Here is a 25098-nt window from a genome sequence, read left to right on the forward strand (position 1 = left end):
GCCGCTAAAATAAGCTTGATTCAATCGGTCGAGCCTATGCCGGATTTAGCCACTCCCATCCTCAATGTCCAACATCTAACCCGGCGCTTTGGGGGTCTGGTGGCGGTGCATGATGTGTCTTTTCAGGTGACACCAGGGGAGATTTTTGGCTTAATTGGGCCGAATGGGGCAGGCAAAACGACTTTTTTTAATATGTTGACCGGGATGATCTCCCCTTCCCAAGGAAGCATTCTGTACCAAGGTCGAGGGATTCATGGTCTGGCGCCCCACCAAATTGCCGCCTCTGGTATTGCACGGACGTTTCAGAATCTGCGCTTGTTTGGAAATTTATCGGCCCTGGAAAATGTGGCGATCGCCCGCCATCTGCACCAAAAAAACAACATTTTCGAAGGAATTTTCGGTTTACCCAAAGCAAAAAAGGCGGAACAGGAAACCTACGACCGAGCGAAGGAATTGTTGGATTTGGTGGGTTTAGCCGGAAAATACCGTCAACAGGCGAAAAATTTTTCCTATGGGGATCAGCGGCGCTTAGAAATTGCCCGGGCTCTAGCGTTGGAACCCCAGCTTTTACTCCTCGATGAACCCGCCGCCGGGATGAACCCCAACGAAAAAGGCGCTTTGAGTGATTTAATTCGACAGATTCGGGCGCAATTTGACCTGACGATTCTGTTGATTGAGCACCATATTCCCCTGGTGATGGGACTGTGCGATCGCCTGGCAGTGTTGGACTTTGGCGAACTGATTGCCCTCGGTTTACCGGAAGTGGTTAAGGCAGATCCAGCGGTGATCGAAGCGTATTTGGGGGATGAGTAAATGTTGGAACTAATCGATGTCTCGGTCAATTATGGCGGTATCGAAGCCCTAAAAAATATCCATTTAACGGTGAATACCGGAGAAATTGTCACCCTGATCGGGGCGAATGGGGCAGGAAAAACCACCACCCTCAAGGCTATTTCGCGACTTGTGAATCTCCGCCAAGGCCGAATTTTATATAACGGCACCGAGATCACCACAAGCGCCCCCCATGCCGTTGTTAGGGCGGGCATTGCCCATAGCCCAGAAGGACGACGGATATTAGCGCGACAAACAGTTTTAAGCAATTTAGAATTGGGAGCCTATACCCGCCAGGACACCTTAAGGATTAAGGCGGATCTCGAAAAACAATTTGCCATTTTCCCGCGCCTCGCAGAACGGAAAAATCAAATTGCTGGCACCCTCAGCGGTGGGGAGCAACAAATGTTGGCGATCGCCAGGGCGGTGATGGGTCGGCCGAAACTCCTGCTCCTCGATGAACCAAGCCTTGGTCTAGCCCCCCAAATCGTCAAAGAAATTTTTCAGGTGATTCAACAACTCCACGCCGAAGGCACCACGATTCTTTTAGTGGAACAAAATGCGAGTCTGGCCCTCGAATGTAGCGATCGCGCCTATGTTTTGGAAGCGGGTTACCTTAAAATTAGCGGCAACGCCCGGGATCTACTCAGCGATGAACGGGTCAAAGCGGCCTATCTGGGCTAGGTGCTCATTTTTCTCCTGCGATACTAATTGTGAAAGCTGTTCGTTTTGTTCCTCCATATCCCAAGGCTTGGCGGAAGGTCATTCGTCTCTTTTTCGCCACGGCGATCGCCTTGATTTTGGTGCGAAATGCGTTGCCCTTGATCCGGCAAATTAGCTTTTTTGGCCTGTACCAAGTCGCCACAACCGAGAAAGTCGTCGCCTTGACCTACGATGACGGCCCAGCCCCTCCCTACACCGAAGCTATTTTAGAGGTTCTCAACAACTACCAGGCGAAGGCCACCTTTTATGTGGTGGGGCAAAATCTCGAAATTTATCCAGACACCGTTCGCAAAACCATCGCCGCTGGCCATGAACTGAGTAACCATTCCTACGAGCACAAATACATGGCCTTCCGTTCCTGGGACTACATCACCAACGAAGTAGACAAAACGGATCAATTGCTGCGAAATTTGGGGGTGACGGGCCAGATCGATTTTCGGCCGCCCTGGGGACGTCGTTTTCTCCTGTTACCCCTTTATCTCCATCAGCAACAGAAACGCCTCGTAATCTGGAATGTAGATTCTTTTGATTGGGAACTGGATGCTAGTCCCTCGGACATTGCGGCCCGGGTGATTGGGGCGATACAGCCCGGATCCATTGTTTTGATGCATGATGGCGGTGGCGATCGCCAACGCACCGTAGAAGCGACAGATTTGATTTTGAGTCAACTGACCGAAGCGGGCTATCGCTTTGTGACCGTGGCCGAACTCTTTGAATTGTCCTGAAAATCAAGCCGATTGCACCGAATCTATTTCCCCCTGCAAGGGACAAACGCACGTATCTTGTTCGAGCCATTGGGAGCCGACCTGATGAAGGGCCGTCATCACCGGTTGAATTTCTCGCCCCTTGGCCGTTAACGAATATTCAACACGAGGCGGGATCTCGGCATAGATGCGCCGTTCCACGAGGCCATGGGTTTCTAGTTCTCGCAGGCGCACCATTAACGTTTTAGTACTGATCCCCGGTAAAGCCTTAAGCAACTCATTGGTGCGGCGATCGCCCGTAAAAAGCTCCCGCAACACTAAAATTGACCATTTATTTCCCAACAAATCCACCACAAATTGGATCGGACATTGGAAATTGACATCATTACAAAGATTGGGGTCAGTCATTGGTCAAGCACACTCCACTACCAAAACTTTAACATTTCTTCAATGTCCCTGGAATCCGAACGGGGGCCATATTTTTTTACTCTAGGTAACTATAGGCTAGCCGGAGAAACCCTCTTGAAACTTCAGGATAATTCCGAAAAGATGAGTCCCAGAAAGATTTAAAAAACGCCCTTTAATCAGCCTATGGTTACGCTCACTGACCAGCCGAGTCCAGAACTCCTCAGACCAGGGGTTAAAAAACCAGTTCAAGAAACCCTCCTCACACCCCGTTTTTACACCACGGATTTCGATAAAATTGCCAAAATGGTGCTCTCTTCCCACGAGGAAGAAATTTTGGCGGCCCTCGAAGAATTGCGCGCCGATTATAACCGCAACCATTTCATCCGTGACGAAAGTTTTGAGCAATCTTGGGATCATTTCGATGAGAAAACCCGCAGCATTTTTATTGACTTTTTAGAACGTTCCTGTACATCTGAGTTTTCTGGTTTTCTTTTATTTAAAGAGCTTTCCCGCCGCCTCCGCGATCGCAGCCCAATCCTCGCAGAAGCGTTCCACCTCCTAGCCCGGGATGAGGCGCGCCATGCGGGATTTATTAACAAATCGATGGTGGACTTTGGGCTTTGTTTAGACCTGAAATATCTTACCCAAAAACGCACCTATACTTTCTTTCCGCCGGAATGGGTGATTTACACCGTTTACCTGTCGGAAAAGATCGGCTATTGGCGTTATATCCTCGTGTATCGCCACCTGGAAAAACATCCAGAACATAATATTTATCCGCTGTTTAAGTATTTTGAAAGTTGGTGCCAAGACGAAAACCGCCACGGGGACTTTTTTAAAGCCCTATTGCGATCGCAAAAATCCCTCTGGAAAACCTGGCAATCTCGGCTATGGTCGCGCTTTTTCCTCCTGACGGTGTTTGTCACCCATTCCCTGACGACCCTGGAGCGGTCTGATTTTTACGAAATGATTGGCCTCGATGCCCACCAATACAATCGAGATGTCATTCGCAACACCAATGAAACGTCCCTGCGGGCTTTCCCGGAAGTGCTCGACACGAACCATCCCCAGTTTTTCTCCCGCTTAGAAGCCTGCGCCGCCGCCAATGAACATCTCAAGGCGATCGCCACCAACGGGAAACCGAAAGTAATTCAGTTTTTCCAAAAAGTCCCCTGGATCGCCAGCATTGTTTGGCATATGGCTTTGATTTTCTTCACGAAGCCTGTGGATGCCGAAGCCCTACGGGCCGAAGTTCACTAAAGATTTCCCTCAGCATTTTTCCGCCCATTTACCCCATGGAGTAGCCATGACAACCCTATCCCAACGCCTCCGATTTGGTACCCAAACTTCCCATACCCTCTCAGAAAATACGGCCTTTATGAAGTGTTTTTTGAAGGGCATTGTGGAGCGGCAACCCCTCCGGAAGTTGATGGCCAATTTGTATGCGGTCTACTACACCCTAGAGACAGCCTTTGAACAGTACAAAGACCACGACATTCTAGGGGAAATCTATTTTCCGGAGTTGAACCGAGTACCCCATCTGGAAGAAGATCTTGCCTTCTACTACGGTGAGCATTGGCAAGCGCAGTTGGAACTGCTCCCGGCGGGTAAAGTCTACCAAGCACGCTTACAAGAACTGGCCGCCACTGATCCGGTACTCCTGATTGCCCATGCCTATGTGCGCTACATGGGGGATCTGTCTGGGGGTCAGAGTTTAAAGAATATTATTCGCTCGGCCTTAAAGTTACCCGATGCCCAAGGCACCAGATTTTATGAATTTGACCATTGGCCGACCCCAGGCGATCGCCGCAATTTTAAATTGCAATATCGGGACGCCCTGGATCAGTTGAATTTAGACGAAGAAACCATCCAAAAGATTATCAACGAAGCCAATTATGCCTTTGCCCTCAACCGGGATGTGATGCACGAATTGGAGCCAGACGTCAAAGCCGCCATTGGCGAACACACCTTTGATTTGTTAACTCGCCAAGACCGTCCGGGCAGTACAGAGAGCCGCGATCGCCAGCCCGATGATCCGGCCCTCGTGGCGTCTTCTTAGAACCTGTTTTAATCCTCTATTCCTACAAGTTCCCCTGAGCACTTTTGTGATGTGGTTTGAAAGCTTAACGTCGCCCTGAAGTGGAGGTGCCGGGGGATTTTTTTGAAACATCAACTGCTTTAATTAATCTTTTTTTCCCATGAATTTAGCTTGTCAAAATGTCCGCTTTGATGGACAGCTTCTCCAAAAATATAATCAAGCGGTTCCCCGCTATACCAGTTACCCCCCCGCAACGGAATTAACCCCCGATTTTGATGGGGATCTTTTCCGCCAGGCGATCGCCATGGGGAACTATAAGAAAACCCCGTTATCCCTTTATTGCCACATTCCCTTTTGCGAAAAGCCCTGTTATTTCTGCGGCTGCAATACGATCATCACCCAGTACAAACCCGCCGCCGCTACCTACCTGGATTACCTCATTCGCCACATTGAACAGGTTGCCCCCCTCGTCCAAGGCGATCGCCTCGTGCAACAACTGCACTGGGGTGGCGGCACGCCCAACTACCTCACCCTGGATCAAGTCACCCGACTGTGGCAGACCCTCCAGGACAATTTCCAATTTGCGCCGGATGCGGAGATTTCCATTGAGATCAACCCCTGTGAGGTGAGTCGCGAGTATATTGTTGCTTTACGTCAGCTAGGGTTTAAGCGGATCAGCTTCGGCATCCAAGACTTTAACCCCAAGGTGCAAGAAGCGGTGAATCGCATTCAGCCGGAAGAAAAACTCTTTGAGGTGATGGCCTGGATTCGGGAGGCAGGTTTTGAGAGCGTCAACGTAGATTTGATTTATGGCCTGCCCTACCAAACCCTGGCGACGTTCACGGAAACGGTGGAAAAAACGATTCAACTCAACCCCGACCGGATCGCTGTCTTTAGCTTTGCCTATGTGCCCTGGTTGAAACCTCTGCAAAAACGGATGCCCGAAGCGGCGATGCCCCCCACCGCCGAAAAGCTAGAAATCCTCAAGATGACCATCGCTAACCTGACCTACCACGGTTATGTGTTCATCGGCATGGATCACTTTGCCAAGCCCAACGATGAATTGGCGATCGCCCAACAGGCGGGGGAACTGCACCGGAATTTCCAGGGCTACACCACGAAGCCGGAATCGGATCTTTTGGGATTTGGCATGACATCGATCAGTATGCTCCAGAACGTTTACGCCCAGAACCATAAAAAGCTCAAAGATTTTTATGCCGCCATTGATCAACAAATTCTTCCCATCGAAAAGGGCGTTCAACTCAGCCAAGATGACCTGATTCGTCGCACTGTGATCATGGAATTGATGTGTCAGTTCCAACTGTCGGCCCCCAACCTCGAAAACAAATATCACTTAGGCTTTGATTTAGACTTTAACGATTATTTCCAAGCCGAACTCAATGCTTTAAATGATTTGGAAGCCGATGGCCTGATTCACCGTTCTGGAGATGGTTTCCAGGTGTCGCCCAGTGGTCGGCTGCTGATCCGCAATATTGCGGCGGTGTTTGATACCTACCTGCAACACAAAACTGAGAAAACCTTCTCCAAGGCGATTTAGCGATCGCCACCAGTTCCCCTGGGGGAGGATCAACCCACCGATATTCCCCTTTGTCTTGTTCTATTGTTTGAGAATTCATGACCCAATCTGTGCAACACCCCACCCAAAAACCAACCCTAGACTGGGTTGCCGTGTTCTTTTTCGGTGCGGTTCATCTCCTGGCCCTTGGTTTGGCCCCTTTCTTTTTCTCCTGGTCGGCGATCGCCGTTTGCCTGTTTCTCCACTGGCTCTTTGGCAGTATTGGCATTTGTTTGGGCTACCATCGCCTCTTGAGCCACCGCAGCTTGAAGGTTCCCAAATGGCTGGAATATACCCTGGCATTTATCGGAGCCCTTGCCCTCCAGGGTGGCCCCATCTTTTGGGTGGCGGGCCACCGACTGCACCATGCCCACACCGAAGATGAAGTGAAAGACCCCTATTCCGCCAAACGGGGCTTTTGGTGGAGCCATATGCTCTGGATTTTCTACCCGGATAAGCAATTTTTCGATGCTGACCAATACAGTCGCTATGCCCAGGATCTAGCAAAACAGCCTTTCTATCGCTGGTTAAACCGCAATTTTTTGTTGCTGCAAATTCCCTTGGCGATCGCCCTTTATCTCCTGGGCGGTTGGTCTTGGGTGGTGTATGGAATGCTCGTGCGGGCCGTGTTGCTATGGCATAGCACTTGGTTTATCAACTCCGTCACCCACGTTTGGGGCTACCGCAGTCACCCAAGCGATGACAATTCCCGCAATCTTTGGTGGGCCGCGATCCTGACCTATGGTGAAGGCTGGCACAACAATCACCATGCCTATCCCAACGTCGCGAAAGCCGGTTGGCGCTGGTGGGAAGTGGATGTTACCTGGTGGGCCATCTGGCTCTTACAACGGCTTGGTCTCGCCACTAAAGTTATTTTGCCGCCAGCCGTCGTCACAGAATAAGTTTACTTTTAATCATTACGCCAATCCCAAAAAATAATCCCCCATTTTCCGTTTGGTATGGGGGATTTTTGTCTAAAGCAATATAGATAATGGGTTAGCCTAGCGAATACCAAGCAATTCCACATCGAAGATCAGGGTTGCATCGGGCGGAATCACACCACCAGCACCACGGGAGCCGTAGCCCAGATCCGGCGGAATAATCAACGTCCGCTTACCACCGGGCTTCATGGTGATTACGCCTTCGTCCCAACCTTTGATCACTTGACCAACGCCAATCACAAAGGAAAATGGCTCATTGCGCTTAACGGAGCTATCGAATACTTTGCCATTGGTGAGTTTGCCGGTGTAATGTACCGTCACCATTTCCCCTTCCATGGGGGACGCTCCTTCGCCAACAACTTCGTCGATGTACTGAAGACCAGATTCGGTTGTTGTTGCTTTTGATAAATCAATATCCATATTTTTGAGTTCCTCGGTGGGATTAGCGGCAATTTGTACCACTGGGCTGGTTGAGTTGAGTTCAGCGGCGATCGCCGTTTGGCTGGCCCCATTAAAGACCGCAGACAAGATTAACATCACCCCACAGATAACGATGACCCCAAAACTAAGCCAAATTTCTCGCATGGATGTTTATTCACTCCCAGATTTACAAACAGTGTGCATTGCTTTCCTATCTTACCGGGCCTATCGCCACTGCTTATTTTCCAGTTCGCGCACCTGCCGCTCTAAACGATCAATGCGGCCGCGCAGTTCATCCATTTCTGACTGACGAGGCACCCCAAGATCCCGCAAAATATTCCGCACCTGCCGCTCGAAATAAGCTTCTGCATTGCCCTGTTCGAGTTTGAGTTGGTTCATCATGTCATCGAGCATCGTCTTGGCCTGCTCTGGGTTGATCGTCCCTTCTTTTACCCATTGGTCACTGGCTTCTTTGACCTTTTCGGCGACGATCGAGGTAGTCCCAATCCCAATCATCAGCATTTGTTGCAGGAAGTTGTTGTTGTCCATGGTGTAGTCTGTCTCGTCTTCAGTATGGGTTTCCCTAAATGGTTTCAACCTTAAGCTAGAATAGCTTAGCGAATTTGAACCTAGTTATATTCTAATGATGCCTGCTTCTTCTGAGTCCCCCCGGATTGCGACCGTTGCCCGGGTGACGGGTGAAACGAATGTGAAAGTAACGGTAAATCTGGATGGGACCGGCAAGTGTGAGGTAAATACGGGGGTGCCCTTCCTCGACCATATGCTGCACCAACTCTGCTCCCATGGTCTCTTGGATCTGCACATCCAGGCCCAAGGGGATTATGAAATCGACGACCACCACACCAATGAGGATGTGGGCATTACCTTGGGGATGGCGATCGCCAAAGCCATTGGAGAACGCAAAGGGATTCAGCGGTTTGGTCATTTTGTCGCCCCTCTCGACGAGGCCTTAGTACAGGTCGCCTTAGATTTTTCCGGTCGGCCCCACCTCAGTTATGGCCTAGAAATCCCCACGGAACGGGTCGGCACCTACGATACCCAACTGGTGCGGGAATTTTTTGTGGCGATCGTGAACCATGCCCAAATGACGATCCATGTGCGCCAACTAGACGGCATCAATTCCCACCACATCATCGAAGCAACCTTTAAAGCCTTTGCCCGGGCGATGCGCATGGCCCTGGAAATTGACCCCCGTCGGGCGGCAACGATCCCCAGTTCTAAAGGGGTGCTTTAGGATCTTTTTGAAATTTTGATTCCCAACATTGCCAAGCAAATTTCCACAGTTAAAGTGTATTGGGGCATTGCTCAGCTCCTCCCCCTCTTATGGAAAGGTTAAGGTACACTTTTCTGAAGAATTGGCTCATTTAATCAGTAATGCTCACGGAAAACCCACCTACCTCTAGTCCGAAAGCGGCCCGGCGTCTTTGGCTTGGCGCGATTAAACCCCCCATTTATACCGTGGCGGTTACCCCTGTGCTGGTGACAACGGCAGCGGCCTATGGGGAATTTGGGGTGTTTGACCCGGTGCAATTTGGGCTTTTCCTGGGTGCGGCCATTTGTTTGATCGCCTGGATGAACCTGAGTAATGATGTGTTCGACGCAGACACCGGCATTGATGTGAATAAGGCAACCTCGGTGGTCAATCTCACGGGCGATCGCCAACTGGTTTTTGCCATTGCCCTCGGTTTTTTGGGCCTAGGGGTAGCGGGCATTGCCCTAATTAGCTATCTCCAGCAGGATTGGACGGTGTTTAACTTGTTACTCTTGGCGACGGCGATCGCCTATACCTACCAGGGGCCACCCTTCCGTTTGGGCTATCTCGGCATTGGTGAGTTTGTTTGTTTTCTCGCCTACTGGATCACGGGGCTGGGAGTCTTCTATAGCCAAGCCCAAACCTTCACACTGAATGCGGTCTGGGCCTCAGCCTGGGTTGCTTTGACCACCAGCATTATTTTATTTTGCTCCCATTTTCACCAGGCCGCAGATGATCTAGCCGCCGGGAAAAAATCACCCATTGTTCGCCTCGGTACCTACCAAGGAGCGCAGGTACTGACCTATAGTCTGGGAGCCGTTTTAGTCTTGACTTGCCTGTTGGTGGCCGCCGGAACCTGGTCGCCCTGGATGCTCCTTACGTTTGCCAGTGCTCCCTTCGCCCTCAGTCTAATCAACCATGTGCGCCTGAACCATGACCAACCCGACAAGGTGAGTAACTGCAAATTTTTTGCGGTCAAGTTTCACTTCGTCAGTGGTCTGCTGTTGGCGATCGCCTATGTTTTGTCCTATTACAACCTAGAATTTCTCAGCGTTACAGGCTTGGGTTATTAGCGATAGTTCGTAAACTGAATCGGCATCGGGAAATCCAAATCCCGCACCGCCTGCATCACCGCCTGGAGGTCATCCTTTGACTTACTCGAAATGCGGACAGCATCCCCTTGGATCGAAGCCTGCACTTTTTTAAAATCTGTTTTGACCATCTTGGTGATTTTCTTCGCATCATCCTTAGAAATACCCTGGCGCAGGGTAATCACTTGGCGCACGCGGCCACCACTGGCGGATTCTGCCTCACCATAATCAAAAAGCTTCGGTGACAGGTTCCGTTTAACGGCTTTAGTGACCAGAATTGTTTGCACTGCATCGAGGGTAAAGTCGCTGGCAGTGTTGATCGTGATCGTATTTTCGCCCAGCTCAATGGTGGTCTTGGTATCCTTGAGGTCATAGCGGGTGTTGATGTCCCGGAGGGCTTGATCGATGGTATTGACCACTTCCTGACGGTCAAAATCACTCACCACATCAAAGGAATTTGTAGAAGCCATAAAGATACTTAGCTGAAGTGAACTACTCCAGCCTAAGAGGCATGGAGTTTCCGACGCTTCATCGCTCCTAGTTGCCTCATGCTTCCGCAATCGGTAGAGCTAGGCAGCTCTGCGTCTAAAGAGGCCAGTTCCTGACCCCTTGCTCAGACTAAATTAACCTGAGCTGCATTGATTCTCTTTAAGTGAACAATGTGGCTACTATTATGGCATATTGTGCTCACATTGATTGGTGATTTTGCTTTGCTACATCACCGCGCTATCCTTCCCTATCCCTCTTTAGGGTAGGGAAGGATAGCGCCCATGTTCAAGGTTCACATTTGCCTGTAAACGTTCTGCGAGGCCCTGGGCGTTTTCCTAGAGGCCCTGGACGGCAATCACACTCAAGGCAAAAAGCGTAATATTGGCGATATTTCCCACGGCAAACATCATCGAGCGCAATACCGGAATGTTGAGGATATAAAACAACGGATAGAAGGTTCTCGCCACCAAAAAGGCGATCGCCGCCCCCATGGCCCAGGGAGAATCCACCCCCGTTACCAAGGCAGATAGACAAGCAACACTATAAACTGCCAACGCTTCAAAGGCATTCTGGTGCGCCCAATTAGCCCGCTGCGCATAATCCGGCAGAAGATCTACTGTTGCCCTCGGTCGCCGAAACATCTCTAGGCGATCGCTCATTTGACTAGCCAGTTTAACCCGTGCATAACCCACTACCCCATAGGGCAGATAAACCAGAAATACCGCGCCGACCAACGAATAAATAAGAACAGCAGCAACAGACAGATTCATGGATTAATCCTAAACGACTCAGCAAATGGGGGCACAAAAAAAGTTAATCGAAATAAAAGAGGGTGACGAGTTTTCGCTGTTCTTCGGCTTCCTGACAGGTTTGTAGGAGAGTATCGCTGTCATGGAAAGCAAAACAAATGAGTTGTTGGCAGCGGGAAATAATTTCACTATTGCACAGGCTACTGGCTTCCCCCAGGGACAATTCATCGTTTTCGGGGTGCTCCACCAAATGCACAACCTTTTCGAGTTCCACGCGGGATTCGCGGGGTTGCTTCTCTAGACTTTGGGGCAGAATCACCGTTAAAAGGCTCGAATCGGCCCGCATTACGCCTTTAATGGCCGCTGAATTTGTCCCCGTTGCGCCGGAGGTGATAATTCGGTTTCCCCCTAGGGCTAGGGCATAGCTCATCATTTCGATCAGGTGCTGGTGGGTAATCGGGACATGCCGAGAACCGAGAAGAGCGATGCGCTTAGAGCCAGTTTGTTGAATGGCAGCTAGCTCCTGCGCCAGGGTGTCAAGGGTCGGAATATCTAAAGATTGACTCAAAGATCGTAAGGGGACTCGATAGCCTGAATAATCGATGCCATTTTAATCAAACATCCCTGATAAAGCAATCCTTAGATTTTTCTTTGCTCAGGCGCTTGCGTATTTTTAAATGCTAATGCTACATTGATATCCTGTTTGCAACCCGGACGTATAGCTCAGTTGGTTAGAGTACATCGTTGACATCGATGGGGTCACTGGTTCGAATCCAGTTACGTCCATACCAAAAATTAATTTCCAGTGGTTTCCCAGTTTGATGTTCGCAAATTCGAGTCGGGAACACCCTTGTCTCGTTTTTCTAGCCCATTAGCGCTATGATTTTACGGCACCTAGGGGTTGATAGGCGATCGCCTATATATTTCCAGTGATTGAGCTTCTGTCTGGCCAACGCTGATTCAACCATAAGGGTTGAGCCCATTGACCTAGGCTATAGAAATGGGACGTGATGACCCTAATTCTAAATACTGGGGCAGAAATGCCAGAATTGACATCGTTAGGCTATATTTCTGCATAACAAAATTAGAAAACTCCTTTATTATTCCTTAAGGTCAGGGTCCACAGCCGTTGCGTCCCCTTAGCTTTTGATTTACTGCTTTATGACGTTTCTCCAGCATCCTATCCAGGCACAGGCATCGTTGCTCGATATCCTTGATGAGCGGGCACGCAGCCAACCCAATGCCCAAGCCTACTGTTTTTTAGAAAATGGAGAAACAGAGTCTGGCCACCTCACCTACCAAGAGTTAGCAACCCAAGCAAAGGCGATCGCCTCCCATCTAGCTCCCTGGCGCGGGGAACGGGCATTGCTGCTCTATCCTTCTGGGCTGGAATTTATCACAGCATTTTTGGGCTGCCTTTACGCCGGGGTGATTGCGGTGCCTGTCTATCCGCCGAAGCGCAACCAAAAGTTATCGCGCCTGTTGGCGATCGCCGACAATGCCCAGGCCAAACTCGCCCTAACCACCAAGACACTGCTCACAGATATTCAACAAAGATTTGCCCAAGCAGAGCCGTTTCAGAATTTAATTTTTTTGGCGACGGATACTTTAGAGCCAGATCCCAAAGGATTTGAATCCCAGGTGATTCGAGAGGATGATCTGGCGTTTTTGCAATATACCTCTGGATCCACGGGAATCCCCAAGGGCGTGATGGTTTCCCATCGGAATATCCTCCACAACCAACGACTTATTCAAACCGCCTTCGGTCATAGTGAAAAAAGTGTCGGGGTCGGTTGGCTGCCTCTCTTCCACGATATGGGTCTCATTGGCCATGTGCTCCAACCGCTTTATGTGGGCTTCCCCAGTATTTTGATGCCCCCGGTGGCGTTCTTAACCAATCCCCGACGCTGGCTCCAGGCGATCGCCAAATATCGGGCCACTACCAGCGGTGGGCCAAATTTTGCCTATGATTTGTGCCTTGATCGCCTGACAGAAAATGATCTGGCAAATCTAGACTTAAGTAGTTGGACGCTCGCCTATAGCGGCGCAGAACCAGTGCGGGCGGCCACCCTCGAAAAATTTAGTAAAAAGTTTGCTCCCTGCGGTTTCCGACCAGAGGCATTTTATCCTTGTTATGGCATGGCAGAAGCGACCCTCTTCATCACAGGGGGTGACAAAAAACAAGCGCCGATTACCACCAACTCATCGGCAGAGTCAGAAAATCTATTTGTCAGTTGTGGCCAGCCCTACCATGACACCCAAGTGGCGATCGTTGATCCGGAATCCTTTGCCCCTTGCCCCGAAGGCACGACTGGAGAAGTGTGGGTGCGGGGGGGCAGTGTCGCCCAGGGTTATTGGAATGCGCCTATCGCCACTAAAGAAACCTTTACGGCGACCCTCGATCACCACCAAAAATCTTTCCTGCGCACCGGTGATCTCGGCTTTATTACAGCTGGAGAACTGTTTATTACCGGTCGGCTGAAGGATTTAATTATCGTTCGGGGAAAAAATCACTATCCCCATGACATCGAACTTACGGCCCAACAGTCCCATCCAGCCCTCCGGGAAAATTGCGGGGCAGCCTTCATGGTGGAAATCGACGGTACAGAACGCCTAATGCTGGTGCAGGAGGTAAAACGAACCTTTCTCCGGAATCTGGATGTCGAGGCGATCGCCCAAAAAATCCGCCAGGCGATCGCCGCAAACCACGAACTGCAAACCTACGGGATTATTTTGATCAAAACAGGTAGCATCCCGAAAACGTCCAGCGGTAAAATCCAACGATACCGTTGTCGTCAAGCTTTCCTGGCCGATGAACTGCTGGTTGTGGGCCGCAGTGTCCTGGGTGAAATAAGCAATTCTTCGGCCCAAGATATTACTAAACAAAACCTCTCCCAATCAACAACTAACCTAATTAATCCCCTGCGAGAACAATTGGCCCAGGCCCTCTCGCTGCCCCTCGATACGATCCAAGATGATCAACCCATTGCCGCTTTGGGCCTAGATTCCGTACAGGTTATTGAAATTAAGCACTACATCGAACAAAAATTTGATCTGACAGTGCCCCTCGAAAAATTTTTTGAGGATATTACCGTTGCCCAACTTGCCCAAGATCTCTTGGCTCTAGCTAATCTCTCCCAAGAATCCCAGCATCATCAAAATGGACATCTCCCCCAAACGACCCCATTAGAAGCAGAGGGTATCGATCTAGATCAACGGTTGCGGTTAGCCTACAAACCCAGCCGCAATGTTCTCGACAAGGCCCGGGAGTTTAACCTGCCGGATCAGCTTCGGGCCAATGATCTGCTGCCCTACTTCCGCGCCCTCGAACGGAATGAAGGGGCCACCTGTATTTTTGAGGGACGGCAACTGATCATGCTGGGCTCTAACAATTATCTGGGGCTAACGGCGGATGCCCGGGTGCGAGAAGCGACGGCAAAGGCGGCCTTGGAGGAAGGGCCAAGTTTAACGGGGTCACGCCTCCTGAATGGTTCGACCCGCCAACACCGGGAATTTGAGCAGAAACTTGCGACCTTTGTGGGCCATGAAGATGCTTTGGTGTTTACGACGGGGTACCAGGCAAATTTAGGCTTTATCTCGGCCTTGATGAACGAAAATACGACAATGATCCTCGACAGTGAGGCCCATGCTTGTATTTACGATGGGGCTTTTATGAGTCGCTGCCGGGTCGTTCAATATCAACATAATGATCTACAGGATTTAGAACAAAAACTGATCCAGGTGACAGCAGACTCGGCAACGATGGTCACCATTGATGGCTTGTATTCCATGACCGGGGATATTGCCCCTCTACCGGAAATTCGGAAATTATGCGATCGCCATGGGGCCACTTTAGCGGTGGATGATGCCCATGCCCTAGGGGTACTGGGAAAAACGGGCCGGGGAACGGAGGAACATTTCGGGATGATCGGCAGTAGTGACATTCTCTGCGGTACTTTCTCAAAAAGTTTAGCCTCCATCGGTGGTTGGGTCGCTGCTGAGGCAAAGGTGATTGACTGGATTCGCTTTAATGGTCGGTCGATGTTATTTTCTGCCTCTATTCCGCCCACTTCCCTGGCTGCGGCCTCCGCTGCCCTAGATATTTTGATTGCCGAACCTTGGCGGGTGCAAAAGCTCCACGAAAATGCTCAATATTGGCAACGGGGGTTACAGTCCCTTGGGTTTACCGTCGGCACTGCCCAAACGCCGATCATCACAGTGCACATTGGTGACGATTTTAAATGCATGCAGTTCTGTAAGGCACTCTTGGAGGCTGGGGTCTATGTGAATGCGGCGGTGTATCCTGCTGTCCCCCGCAACAAAGCGGCCCTTCGTACCAGCGTCATGGCGACCCACACCCGCGAACACCTAGATAAAGCCCTGACAATTTTTGCGGAAGTCGGTCAGCAGTTTCTGATTGAGGCTGAATAGATGCGACATGCAATTATTACGGGGGGATCGAGTGGCATTGGGTTGGCGATCGCCCGCCAGTTGGCCCAGCAGGGGGATGTTAATCTTTCAATCATTGCCCGCAGTCTAAACAAGCTCCAGGCAGCCCAGGAAAAGCTTCAAGCAATCTTTCCCAATCCCCAACAGCAATGTTTAACCCTCACGGCGGATGTGGCCCAAAGATGTGAGATCGAACAGGCGATCGCCTCAGCCATTGAAAAGTTTAGTGCTCCGGATTTATTGATCACCTCTGCCGGCATTGCCCACCCTGGATATTTTCAGGAACTTTCCCTCGAAGTTTTTGAACAAACCATGGCGGTGAATTATTTCGGCACACTGTATGCTATCCGGGCGGCTCTTCCAGCGATGCAAACTACAGGAAAGGGGAATATTGTGATGATTTCTTCAGGCGCAGGTCTGTTGGGACTCTTTGGTTATACGCCTTACAGTCCCAGCAAATTTGCCCTGCGGGGCTTGGCAGAATCCCTCCGGAGCGAATTAAAGCAAGTGGGAATCCAAGTGGCGATCGCCTATCCACCCGATACCGATACTCCCCAACTGGCCGCCGAAAATTTGACAAAACCGCCGGAAACCAAGTTAATTACAGAGACTGCCCAAATGTGGACTGCAGAGCAGGTTGCCAGTACGATCCTCCGGGGCGTTCGTCGACAAAAATTTGTCATTGCGCCCGGTCTGGAAATGCAACTGCTCTACCGCCTTCATAGTTTGTTGGCTCCTGTCCTGCAATGGTATTTTGATCGGCTTGTGGCCCGCGCCCGCCAAAACTAAGACTCACTTCCTCCTTTACCCTGACTCTATGGGATCGAAAACCATGACCCATTCTGCGAAAACCATTGTTGATCTCCTCCATCACCACGCTGATGCTAGCCCCGATCGCACGGCCTATTATTTTATTGCAGGGGAAGATAATCTCACCCAACTGACCTATGCCCAACTGGAGCAACAGGTAAAGGCGATCGCCGCCCATCTACAGACCTTTATCGAGCCAGGCGATCGCATTCTTTTAGTATTTCCCTACTCCGCTGGTCTTGAATTTGTCGCCAGTTTTTATGGCTGTCTCTATGCCGGGGCGATCGCCGTCACCATCAACCCCAGTCGCAGCGACGATGCCCTCGATAAACTCATGGAACGAGTGGAAGACTGCCAAGCAAAAGCCATTTTAACGACCCAATCCTTGATTGAGTACTTCCAAAAGAAACTCATCAAAGCGCCGATCAAAGCCGCTGGCCTCACCCAAAAATTCAGCCAGGTTAAGGCGATCGCCATGGATAAAATTCCCTTGACCTTAGCAGCAGACTGGCAACCCCCTCAGATTACCGAAGAAACCCTCGCCTTCTTACAATACACCTCCGGCTCCACAGGTAAACCCAAAGGCGTGATGGTCACCCACGGCAATGTATTGCACAATTCCGCCACTATTTACAAATCCTTTAGCCACAGTCCCGAAAGCAAGATGGCCAGTTGGCTCCCTATGTTCCACGATATGGGCTTGATCGGAGGCCTCATCCAACCCCTCTATGGCGGTTTTCCTTCCTATCTAATGTCCCCCATTGAACTGATCCAAAAGCCCGTTCGCTGGTTAGAAGTCATTTCCCAGCATCGCATCACAACCAGTGGTGGCCCTAACTTTGCCTACGATCTTGTCGCCAATCAGGTAACCCCAAAACAACTAGAAAGCCTAGATCTGAACTCTTGGGATGTAGCCTATAGTGGTGCCGAAACCGTCCGGGCCAGCACCCTAGAAAAATTCGCCCAGACCTTTGCCCCCTGCGGTTTCCGCAAAGAAGCCTTCTATCCCTGTTATGGCATGGCTGAAGCCACCCTTTTCATTAGTGGTGGCTCCAAGGGCATCCCCCCCGTTGTGCAATATGTAGCCCCCGAAGCCCTCGAACAAAACCAAGCAATCATTAGTACTGATGGTCGTCGCGGTATTGTCAGCTGCGGCTGGACTTGGTTAGGAGATGAAGTAGTGATCGTTGATCCAGAGACCAACACCAAACTACCCGAAGGTCAGGTAGGGGAAATTTGGGCCGCTGGCAAAGGTATCGGCAAGGGCTATTGGGAGCGACCAGAGATAACAAAAGAAACCTTCCAAGCCTATGTCGATGGCCAAGGGCCTTATCTTCGTACTGGAGATTTAGGCTTTTTAAAAGATGGTGAGCTCTTTGTGACCGGACGTATTAAAGATGTAATGATCCTCTGGGGCCGTTACCGCTACCCCCAAGACATTGAACTAACTGTTGAGCAATGCCACCCCGCCCTCCGCCCCTGTGCCGGTGCTGCTTTTTCCATTGAGGCCGCCGATGAAGAACGCCTTGTGGTGGTTCAAGAATTGAAGCGGAGCTATGTCCGCAAGTTTGATCTCGCAGAAGTTGTCGGGGCGATCCGTCAGGCGGTGTATCAAGAGCATACGGTTGAGGTTTATGGCATTGTCCTGCTGAGAACAGGGAGCATTCTCAAGACCTCTAGCGGCAAAATCCAACGACGGGCTTGTCGTCAGGCTTTTCTTGAAGGCAATCTTAATAGTTTAGGAGAATGGATTCTCCATGAAACCCATGATATTGCTAATTTAATCTCAAGTTTTTAGGAATCAAATAACTGCTTCCCTAGAAAATATCGATAAAAACCTATTATCAAGACTCTAAATTTATGAAAATTGCAATCATTACTTCTGGATTTTTGCCAGTTATTGATGGAGTGACGGTGAGTGGTTTTCAAAGAGTACAAAGATTAAGTAAGTGGGGCCACGAGGTTATTCTTTTTTGCCCTGACTATCAATCCTTAAAAGCTATTTATCCAGACTGGAAGCAATATACTGGTAACATTTTGCCAAATGTTAAGGTTGTAAATCTTGAAAGTCAGCCTTTTATGGGGATTGACTTCGAGCGCAATGTCACTAGGGGGAGCTATGGCCAAATGCTTCAACAGCTAGAGGCGTTTTCCCCTGACATTATTCACGTTGATGAACCGGAAAGACTTTTTCTAGGATTTTTAAAAATCCCAGGAATTGACTTTGCCAAAAAACACAATATTCCTTGTATTGGATTTTTTAGGACAAATTTCACTGAATATATCGAAGACTTTTTTCCGGTTAAGGGTATTTTTCTCAAATTTGCTGAAAATATAGCGAAGAAATTAATTGCCTGGATATATAACAGTTATGATCTGACATTGATTCATAGTAAAACGACAGAAGCTAAGCTTGTTCAGATGGGCATTACTAATGTCCACTATCGAGAGCTTTGGGGCTTTGACCCCCAAAAATTTAGAGAGCCCAAGCTTAAGATTAATGATTTTTTTGTAAGAAACTATGATTTGCATCAAGAGATAGAAGAGAAAGTCAAAATATTATTTATAGGACGTCTAACCCCTGATAAAGGATGGGATTTTGGTTTAAACGCCCTAGAACAATTCAAAGATTTAATTGACTGGAAAAGAGTTGCGATATTTGTCGCTGGAGATGGGCCTTTAAATTCGGAGATTCTGGAACGACTCAGCAAAATTTGTCCTGAAACTCACATGTTAGGTCGTGTTCCTCCAGAAAAAGTACCGCAACTATTTGCAAATACTGATATTTATGTGACTAATTCCGAAAAAGAGAATCGAGCCCTTACTGTGGTTGAGGCTCTGGCAAGTGGTACTCCCGTCATCGCCCCTAATGCGGGAGGTGTGATTGATAATATGACAGATGGAAAAACGGGTTTTTTGTATCCTCCTCAGGATGCCCAAGCATTTGTACTTAGTCTTAAGCACCTCGTTGAGCATGATGATTTACGTCATGAAATGGCCGATAACACCTATGGAAATGTCTGTGAGCTTACTTTAGATAAGGCAGTAGAAAACTTACTGGATATCTGGAAGAAACAAGTTAGTGAAAATATTTAATTGAAAGCATATGAGCTTTTATTGCTCAATTAATGTTTTGAGGGAAAAATAGGCTGTTTTGTCTGAATAGAGGATCTATTTTGTTGCTGTTTTTTTTGTCTTAAGCACAATTCTTGCCAGGTACAAAATAAATTCAGGCTAAATCCAATACCATTGGCAATCAGGGTTGCTAGTCCTGCTCCCCAAGCGCCGTAATAATAGGCAAGAATCATGAGTAGAGGCAGATAAACTAACAAAATGGCAATGGCATTATTCCGGAGGGATAAATGGGGCATCTCCATGGAAAAAAGCGCCGGTTCCAAGAGATAATTCCCCATCAAGAATAAGCCCGCCATAATTAACAACACGAGAGGAGCATAGGCTGCGGTAAATTCAGATCCCATGGAGTAATAAAGCAGTATTTTTCCACCCAGAAGAATAGCAACTAGCAAAGTAACACCAATCCCCAACAAAATTCGTCCGAGCTTCCACAGCAGATTACGAAATTTACGCCAGCGACCCTTGGCACTAAGGTGGGCTAATTCGGGATAAACCGATTGGGTAAAAAGAAGGGCTAAATCCTTGAGGGGTGTGGAAAATTCATAGCCAGCTCGAAAAAGGGCAACGGCGCTAGGATTGGCAAAGACGCCGACAATTAGGGGGCTCAGAGTAATGGCGAGGGGTAGGGAAGAATTGAGATTAGAAACAAGGCAGAATTTAAAGATTTGAGGCTTCATCCGTAATAGTGGCTTTAAAGACCAGTTTATTTCTTGGAATACTGGTTTTTTCGCTGTATTCCACCACCCCCAGGCTAAAAGACAGAGGCCATTGGCTGCTTCGCCACTCAACCAGGCCAGTAAATAGCCGACTAGTGGGGCCTCTAACCAGATGGCGATCGCCGTGCCCAAAAGCCGAACTAGAGGGGCCACCATTTGCAAGACCGCTAACAAATCAAAACGATCATATAAACGTAGAAGGCCGATAGGAGTTGAGCTCAAGGTAAACAAAATCAAAATGCTTACCCGTTGTACATCGTGAATCGTTGCAGCATCCCACCCGACCAATGGCCCGATGAAAGGGGCTGCGACCACTGCGATTAAATATCCTCCTAGGGAACCGAGAAAGTCTAGACAAGTGGTGAGTTTAACTAAATTCTGAAAGCCTAAATAGTCCCGATTTTTGAGATAGTCTGCACCGTAGCGGATCAGGGCTTGCCAAGATTGAAAGGTGGTCAGGCCAATAATTAATTCTACATAGGCTCGCACCAAGATTAATTGACCAAAGGCTACAACTCCAAGGGTGTGGGCCGTTAGACTTAGGTAAGCAAAATTGGCGATCGCCGTCAGAATCTGCCCACAGAGCAGCCAACTAAAATTTTTTAAAATCTTGCGAAGAATGCGGTCTGCCAAAAACAACTTAGCCATGAATTCGTGACGAAAGAAATCTGCGCCTTAGGCGTTGAGGAAACTCTCCTAAACCCAGAGACGTGCAGGGGCAACTATAATACAAAAATTTACAAATGGGGTCTTATCGAGTCAGGATTATCTCTAGGGGCCCCAGCGAATACAACCCGTTTACTCTATTGAAGTTTTCCTTGAACCGCAAGTGTGACCTATGGAAGTTTTATTGCCTCTCCTTGTTTTTAGCCTCTCCTTTATCTTTGGGAGTTTTCTGGAATACTGGATTCACCGGATTTTCCATGTTTCCTCCAAACACCCCATCAAACGTCTGTTTCCCAAGCTGGGTCAAGGCCATACCCAACACCATATCAGCGGCACCGGCCAGGGTTTTCTTTGGGAATTTCGCAACTATGTGTTCGGGATCAATGTTGTGCTGTTTCCCTTTTTTCTCCATTCCTGGATCTTAGGAATTAGTTGGTTTCTGGGCTGTTTCATTTATGCTGCCTTTGCTGCCTTTGCCCATCAATTGCAGCATGACAACCCAATTAAATGCTTTTGGTTACCGATGCCCGTCCATTACGTCCACCATAAATATAATCAATGGCACCATAATTTTGGGATCGGCGTCGATTGGTGGGATCGACTCTTTGGCACTTATCGCCCGACATCTACTTGGCTCACAGAAAAAGAGCAACGTACAGCAGACCAGAAACTTTGGCAGATTAAATGGCTTTAGGTGGTGTGTGTCACCTGAGCAGCATTGATTCATAAAAAAATGGGCTTGATGAAGCCCATTCGTTTCAAATTATTTTCCTAAATTTATGGCGCTAACCCAGAGAGCTTATTAGTGGAAAGCACCCAATGATTGCTAGAAACGAGGTGCAATCAGGGCAGGCATTTGAGAGCTTAAACCCATTTGCGCTTGGCGATCGCCATTTTGGGAGAATTGCTCCGCATACAGCGGTAGAGCGGCTCTTACCTTCGAAGCAACTTCAACGGTTTTGAGATCGTAGGTGGTCGTTGCCAGCTTTGGATAAAGACCGATGGCAATAATGGGGGCCAGCAGACAAACTGCCACAAAGATTTCTCGCGGTTTGGCATCTGCCCCAGTTGCAAGGTTGAGTGAAACCTGGGATCCCTTGCCGTAGAATACTTCCCGCAGCATTGAAAGTAGGTAAATGGGCGTTAAAATCACCCCAACCGCCGTTAGGAAAATGGCGATCGCCTTAAATCCATAGCTATAAGCATCACTATTACTCAAACCGAGGAAGACGGTTAGTTCACTGACAAAACCACTCATCCCCGGCAGTGCCAGAGACGCCATCGCCGCCGCCGTAAACATGGCAAAGGTTTTGGGCATCAACCGCGCAATGCCGCTCATTTCATCCATCATCAGGGTGTGAGTCCGTTCATAGGTAACCCCGGACAGGAAGAACAGAGCCGCTGCGATGAAACCATGGGACAACATCTGCAACACGGCACCGTTCATGCCCAAATCGGTAAATGAAGCAATGCCAACGAGAACAAAGCCCATGTGGGAGATCGAAGACGAAGCCAGACGTCGCTTTAAATTAGTTTGTCCAAAGGCTGTCAGCGCCCCATAAACAATGTTGACAATCCCCAGAACGATGAGCAGGGGAGCAAAGCGAATATGGGCATCCGGCAACATTTCCATATTTAACCGGATCAGACCATAGCCACCCATTTTTAAAAGCACACCAGCAAGGATCATGGAGACCGGCGCAGACGCTTCACTATGGGCATCCGGGAGCCAAGTGTGGAGCGGAAAAATAGGCAATTTAACGCCAAAACCAATTAAAAATCCAGCGTAGGCCAGTAATTCTAATGCCAGTGGATAATCCTTTAGCCCTAGGGCTTGCATATCAAAGGTCACATCACCGCCATAGAAGGCGAGGGCCAAGGTGGACGCAAGGATGAAAACAGAACCCAAGGCCGTGTAGAGGATAAATTTGGTGGCCGCATAGAGGCGTTTTTTTCCGCCCCAAATGGAAATGAGCAGGTATACGGGGACTAACTCTAATTCCCACATGATGAAGAATAGCAGCAAATCCTGGACTGCAAAAACACCAATTTGCGCACTCAGCATCACGAGGATTAAGGCCGCAAAGAGTTTGGGTTTCTTGGTGACGTTCCAGGCCGCAAGGGTTGCCAAGGTGGTGATCAGGGTCGCCAAAATAATTAAAGGCATTGACAAACCGTCAACGCCTAGGGACCAATTCAACCCCAACTGGGGAATCCATACAAAATTTTCAGTGAGTTGAAATTCTGTGCGACCGAGATCGTAGTTTTGCCAGAAAGCAGTAACTAGAAGGGCAAAATCGGTGAGGGCAACGCCTAAGGTATACCAGCGGATGGTTTTACCTTCTTTGTCGGGAATGAGGGGAATGACAAGGGCGGCCAGAAGCGGAAAGGCGATCGCCGTAGTGAGCCACGGGATTTGCAAGCTATCCATAGGACTAGGAAAAAATACTTATTTATTGCGTTCGCCTCCGATTATATGAATTTTTGTTACAATCTGCCAAGGGGTTAAAGTAAAAACTTTTTATGGTCATGTTTATTTGTGGGGTTGTCTGTCTATCCGGAGACAGAACCCTGGCTTTGTTATGGAAAAAAAAAAAAATAATGCTTTTTTTGCATCGTTAACGGCGATCGCCCGATATTTTTGCGCCCTAGACTGTCAAAATTCAAGCCAAACAAAAATCCACGGCGAGGTATCTCACCATGGACAACGTGGGCAAAATTTAAACACCAGTCGAAAAACTAGGGCGACTCTGTGGTGGCCAGTTTGGGAATTTGGAGAACCGGACGATTCAGGGCGACCACAAGGGCTTCTTCTCCCTGGAGGGACGTTGTTTCGACTAGGGCGGTGGTGGATTCCTGATCCGAGTTGTTATTGGCAAATCGGTCGAGGTTAAGACGGGGCATCTGACCCATGACCCCAGCCACAAAAAGAGCGGCGATCGCCCCACTGCCCCAGAGGGAAAGGGTGCGTAACTGGGAACGACGCAACCGCGCCAATACCCGTTGACCGAGATATTGGGCCGAAATGCTTGTGGGAATGGGCAACAACTGTAGCGCTTGTTTGAGTTGCCGTAGCTGCTGATATTGCTGTTTAACCTGGGGGTCAGTATCCAGGAGATGCTGAATTTCCTGGCGCTCTGCTGGGGTGGCCTCCCCGTCAAAATAGGCACTCAAACGCTGGAATTGCTCAAAATTTTGGCCCATTGGAGTTTCAGAATCGGTGTGGTGTTGGTGAGAAGTGTGTTTTTTTTTCATTTCTAGGTCTCCCCCTCTAGGCGATCGCCAGCGGTTTGCCGCTGAGGCAAGTCTTCATTATTTAGTCATTTACTCTGCTAAGTAGGGCTGGAGCATTTCCTGCAATTTGGCACGGGCGCGGGCGATCCTTGATTTGACTGTGCCGAGGGAAACCCCAGTGATTTCCGCAATTTCTTCGTAGGCTAGCCCTTCAATTTCCCGGAGCACAATTGTCGTGCGGAAGACTTCCGGCAGTTCGGCGATCGCCTCCCGTAAATGTTCATAAAATTCTTGGGTTGCGAGATCATCATCGGGGCTAGGATCATCAGACGCCACATCCCAAGCCACTTCCCCATCCTGGGTCTGAAACGGATTGTCTAACGAGAGAGGACGACGAACCCGTTTGCGCTTGCGTAATTCATCGTAGAAGAGGTTCGTAATAATCCGACTCAGCCAGCCCTTAAATTTTTGGGGATCATTGAGGCGTTGCAGATTGCGATAAACCCGAATCCAAACTTCTTGGGACAAATCAGACCGGTCTTGCCAGTCTGGGGCGAGGTGATAGAGTAACCGATCCACATGGGACTGATAACGTTTTAATAATTCCACGAAAGCAGACCGCTCAGGCTTACTACCCGCCTGGCAACGGAGAATCAGATCATAGTTAGAGAGTTTTTCCGGAGACACACCACTTTGGGGAACGGCTCCCTGATGGGAAGGAATGGGGATAGAAAGGGATCGGTTCATGCTCTCTTCACAAAGAACTCATAACAGGACTTCTTTTTGTAAAGACCCTACGGCCCAGAAAAAAGTTCCAGACCCTAGCTCCAAGCGTCAGACCCCAG

The 25098-nt window shown here is 49.1% G+C and carries 24 protein-coding genes and 1 tRNA gene; 15 read left to right on the forward strand and 10 right to left on the reverse strand.

Annotated features, from left to right (window positions below):
- Positions 1–36 precede the first annotated feature (36 nt).
- From AWQ21_RS08605 to AWQ21_RS08615, 3 genes are read left to right on the forward strand one after another with little or no spacing between them, the layout of a single operon-like run.
- A complete protein-coding gene (locus AWQ21_RS08605; RefSeq protein WP_065714189.1) occupies positions 37–813 on the forward strand; it encodes an ABC transporter ATP-binding protein in 777 nt (258 codons plus the stop codon).
- Positions 814–1515, forward strand: a complete 702-nt coding sequence (locus AWQ21_RS08610; protein WP_065714190.1) for an ABC transporter ATP-binding protein — start codon at positions 814–816, stop codon at positions 1513–1515.
- Between the two features lie 29 nt (positions 1516–1544).
- Positions 1545–2279 (forward strand): polysaccharide deacetylase family protein, encoded by a 735-nt coding sequence (locus AWQ21_RS08615; protein ID WP_065714191.1) that lies wholly within the window; start codon positions 1545–1547, stop codon positions 2277–2279.
- A 3-nt stretch (positions 2280–2282) separates the two neighbouring features.
- On the opposite strand, the gene AWQ21_RS08620 is transcribed toward AWQ21_RS08615, so the two are convergent.
- Positions 2283–2666: a helix-turn-helix domain-containing protein gene (locus AWQ21_RS08620; protein ID WP_065714192.1), complete on the reverse strand. Its 384-nt coding sequence runs from the start codon at positions 2664–2666 to the stop codon at positions 2283–2285.
- A gap of 183 nt (positions 2667–2849) precedes the next feature.
- Here AWQ21_RS08620 and acsF point away from each other — a divergent pair, with 183 nt between their 5' ends.
- The 4 genes from acsF (at position 2850) to AWQ21_RS08640 (ending at position 7182) form a co-directional block, all read left to right on the forward strand.
- Entirely contained in the window at positions 2850–3926 is a 1077-nt protein-coding gene (gene acsF, locus AWQ21_RS08625) for a magnesium-protoporphyrin IX monomethyl ester (oxidative) cyclase (protein ID WP_065714193.1), read from the forward strand.
- Positions 3927–3972: 46 nt separating this feature from the next.
- Complete coding sequence (locus AWQ21_RS08630) at positions 3973–4725, forward strand: heme oxygenase (biliverdin-producing) (protein WP_065715278.1); 753 nt, start codon at positions 3973–3975, stop codon at positions 4723–4725.
- A 139-nt stretch (positions 4726–4864) separates the two neighbouring features.
- Positions 4865–6262 carry an oxygen-independent coproporphyrinogen III oxidase gene (gene hemN, locus AWQ21_RS08635; RefSeq protein ID WP_065714194.1) on the forward strand — a complete coding sequence of 466 codons (1398 nt, stop codon included), beginning with the start codon at positions 4865–4867 and terminating at the stop codon, positions 6260–6262.
- Positions 6263–6339: 77 nt separating this feature from the next.
- The gene (locus AWQ21_RS08640; RefSeq protein ID WP_065714195.1) at positions 6340–7182 is read left to right on the forward strand and encodes a fatty acid desaturase; all 843 of its coding nucleotides are present in this window, start codon (positions 6340–6342) and stop codon (positions 7180–7182) included.
- 99 nt (positions 7183–7281) lie between these two features.
- On the opposite strand, the gene AWQ21_RS08645 is transcribed toward AWQ21_RS08640, so the two are convergent.
- Positions 7282–7806: an FKBP-type peptidyl-prolyl cis-trans isomerase gene (locus tag AWQ21_RS08645; protein ID WP_065714196.1), complete on the reverse strand. Its 525-nt coding sequence runs from the start codon at positions 7804–7806 to the stop codon at positions 7282–7284.
- A 60-nt stretch (positions 7807–7866) separates the two neighbouring features.
- Positions 7867–8190 carry a phasin family protein gene (locus tag AWQ21_RS08650; protein WP_012307595.1) on the reverse strand — a complete coding sequence of 108 codons (324 nt, stop codon included), beginning with the start codon at positions 8188–8190 and terminating at the stop codon, positions 7867–7869.
- Positions 8191–8284: 94 nt separating this feature from the next.
- Here AWQ21_RS08650 and hisB point away from each other — a divergent pair, with 94 nt between their 5' ends.
- Positions 8285–8896 carry an imidazoleglycerol-phosphate dehydratase HisB gene (gene hisB / locus AWQ21_RS08655; RefSeq protein ID WP_062434959.1) on the forward strand — a complete coding sequence of 204 codons (612 nt, stop codon included), beginning with the start codon at positions 8285–8287 and terminating at the stop codon, positions 8894–8896.
- 140 nt (positions 8897–9036) lie between these two features.
- Positions 9037–9987: a 2-carboxy-1,4-naphthoquinone phytyltransferase gene (menA, locus tag AWQ21_RS08660; protein ID WP_065714197.1), complete on the forward strand. Its 951-nt coding sequence runs from the start codon at positions 9037–9039 to the stop codon at positions 9985–9987.
- Here the strand turns inward: menA and AWQ21_RS08665 are convergent.
- The 3 genes from AWQ21_RS08665 to AWQ21_RS08675 all read right to left on the reverse strand — a co-directional run bounded on the left by AWQ21_RS08665 (position 9984) and on the right by AWQ21_RS08675 (position 11811).
- Positions 9984–10475 carry a YajQ family cyclic di-GMP-binding protein gene (locus tag AWQ21_RS08665; protein WP_012307592.1) on the reverse strand — a complete coding sequence of 164 codons (492 nt, stop codon included), beginning with the start codon at positions 10473–10475 and terminating at the stop codon, positions 9984–9986. The two genes, menA and AWQ21_RS08665, sit on opposite strands and share 4 nt — an antisense overlap.
- A 354-nt stretch (positions 10476–10829) precedes the next feature.
- On the reverse strand, positions 10830–11264 hold the full coding sequence (locus AWQ21_RS08670) for an MAPEG family protein (protein WP_065714198.1): 435 nt from the start codon (positions 11262–11264) through the stop codon (positions 10830–10832).
- A gap of 43 nt (positions 11265–11307) precedes the next feature.
- Positions 11308–11811, reverse strand: coding sequence for a hypothetical protein (locus AWQ21_RS08675; RefSeq protein ID WP_012307590.1), 504 nt, complete (start codon positions 11809–11811; stop codon positions 11308–11310).
- A gap of 144 nt (positions 11812–11955) precedes the next feature.
- Between AWQ21_RS08675 and AWQ21_RS08680 the strand changes: the two genes are divergently transcribed.
- The 5 genes from AWQ21_RS08680 (at position 11956) to AWQ21_RS08700 (ending at position 19598) form a co-directional block, all read left to right on the forward strand.
- A tRNA-Val gene (locus AWQ21_RS08680) sits at positions 11956–12029 on the forward strand.
- Between the two features lie 375 nt (positions 12030–12404).
- Entirely contained in the window at positions 12405–15674 is a 3270-nt protein-coding gene (locus AWQ21_RS08685; protein ID WP_065714199.1) for an aminotransferase class I/II-fold pyridoxal phosphate-dependent enzyme, read from the forward strand.
- A complete protein-coding gene (locus AWQ21_RS08690; RefSeq protein ID WP_065714200.1) occupies positions 15675–16481 on the forward strand; it encodes an SDR family oxidoreductase in 807 nt (268 codons plus the stop codon).
- A 43-nt stretch (positions 16482–16524) separates the two neighbouring features.
- Complete coding sequence (locus AWQ21_RS08695; RefSeq protein WP_065714201.1) at positions 16525–18300, forward strand: fatty acyl-AMP ligase; 1776 nt, start codon at positions 16525–16527, stop codon at positions 18298–18300.
- 62 nt (positions 18301–18362) lie between these two features.
- Positions 18363–19598 carry a glycosyltransferase gene (locus AWQ21_RS08700; RefSeq protein ID WP_065714202.1) on the forward strand — a complete coding sequence of 412 codons (1236 nt, stop codon included), beginning with the start codon at positions 18363–18365 and terminating at the stop codon, positions 19596–19598.
- 29 nt (positions 19599–19627) lie between these two features.
- Here the strand turns inward: AWQ21_RS08700 and AWQ21_RS08705 are convergent, their stop codons facing one another.
- On the reverse strand, positions 19628–21001 hold the full coding sequence (locus AWQ21_RS08705; RefSeq protein WP_065714203.1) for a lipopolysaccharide biosynthesis protein: 1374 nt from the start codon (positions 20999–21001) through the stop codon (positions 19628–19630).
- A gap of 190 nt (positions 21002–21191) precedes the next feature.
- Here AWQ21_RS08705 and AWQ21_RS08710 point away from each other — a divergent pair, with 190 nt between their 5' ends.
- Positions 21192–21713 (forward strand): sterol desaturase family protein, encoded by a 522-nt coding sequence (locus tag AWQ21_RS08710; protein ID WP_065714204.1) that lies wholly within the window; start codon positions 21192–21194, stop codon positions 21711–21713.
- A gap of 132 nt (positions 21714–21845) precedes the next feature.
- On the opposite strand, the gene AWQ21_RS08715 is transcribed toward AWQ21_RS08710, so the two are convergent.
- From AWQ21_RS08715 to AWQ21_RS08725, 3 genes are all read right to left on the reverse strand, one after another.
- Complete coding sequence (locus AWQ21_RS08715) at positions 21846–23450, reverse strand: NAD(P)H-quinone oxidoreductase subunit 4 (RefSeq protein ID WP_065714205.1); 1605 nt, start codon at positions 23448–23450, stop codon at positions 21846–21848.
- A 308-nt stretch (positions 23451–23758) separates the two neighbouring features.
- Positions 23759–24274 carry an anti-sigma factor gene (locus AWQ21_RS08720; RefSeq protein WP_065714206.1) on the reverse strand — a complete coding sequence of 172 codons (516 nt, stop codon included), beginning with the start codon at positions 24272–24274 and terminating at the stop codon, positions 23759–23761.
- A 69-nt stretch (positions 24275–24343) separates the two neighbouring features.
- The gene (locus AWQ21_RS08725) at positions 24344–25000 is read right to left on the reverse strand and encodes a sigma-70 family RNA polymerase sigma factor (RefSeq protein WP_065714207.1); all 657 of its coding nucleotides are present in this window, start codon (positions 24998–25000) and stop codon (positions 24344–24346) included.
- Between the last annotated feature and the right edge of the window lie 98 nt (positions 25001–25098).

The organism is Picosynechococcus sp. PCC 7003 (assembly GCF_001693255.1).
GTDB lineage: Bacteria > Cyanobacteriota > Cyanobacteriia > Cyanobacteriales > MRBY01 > MRBY01.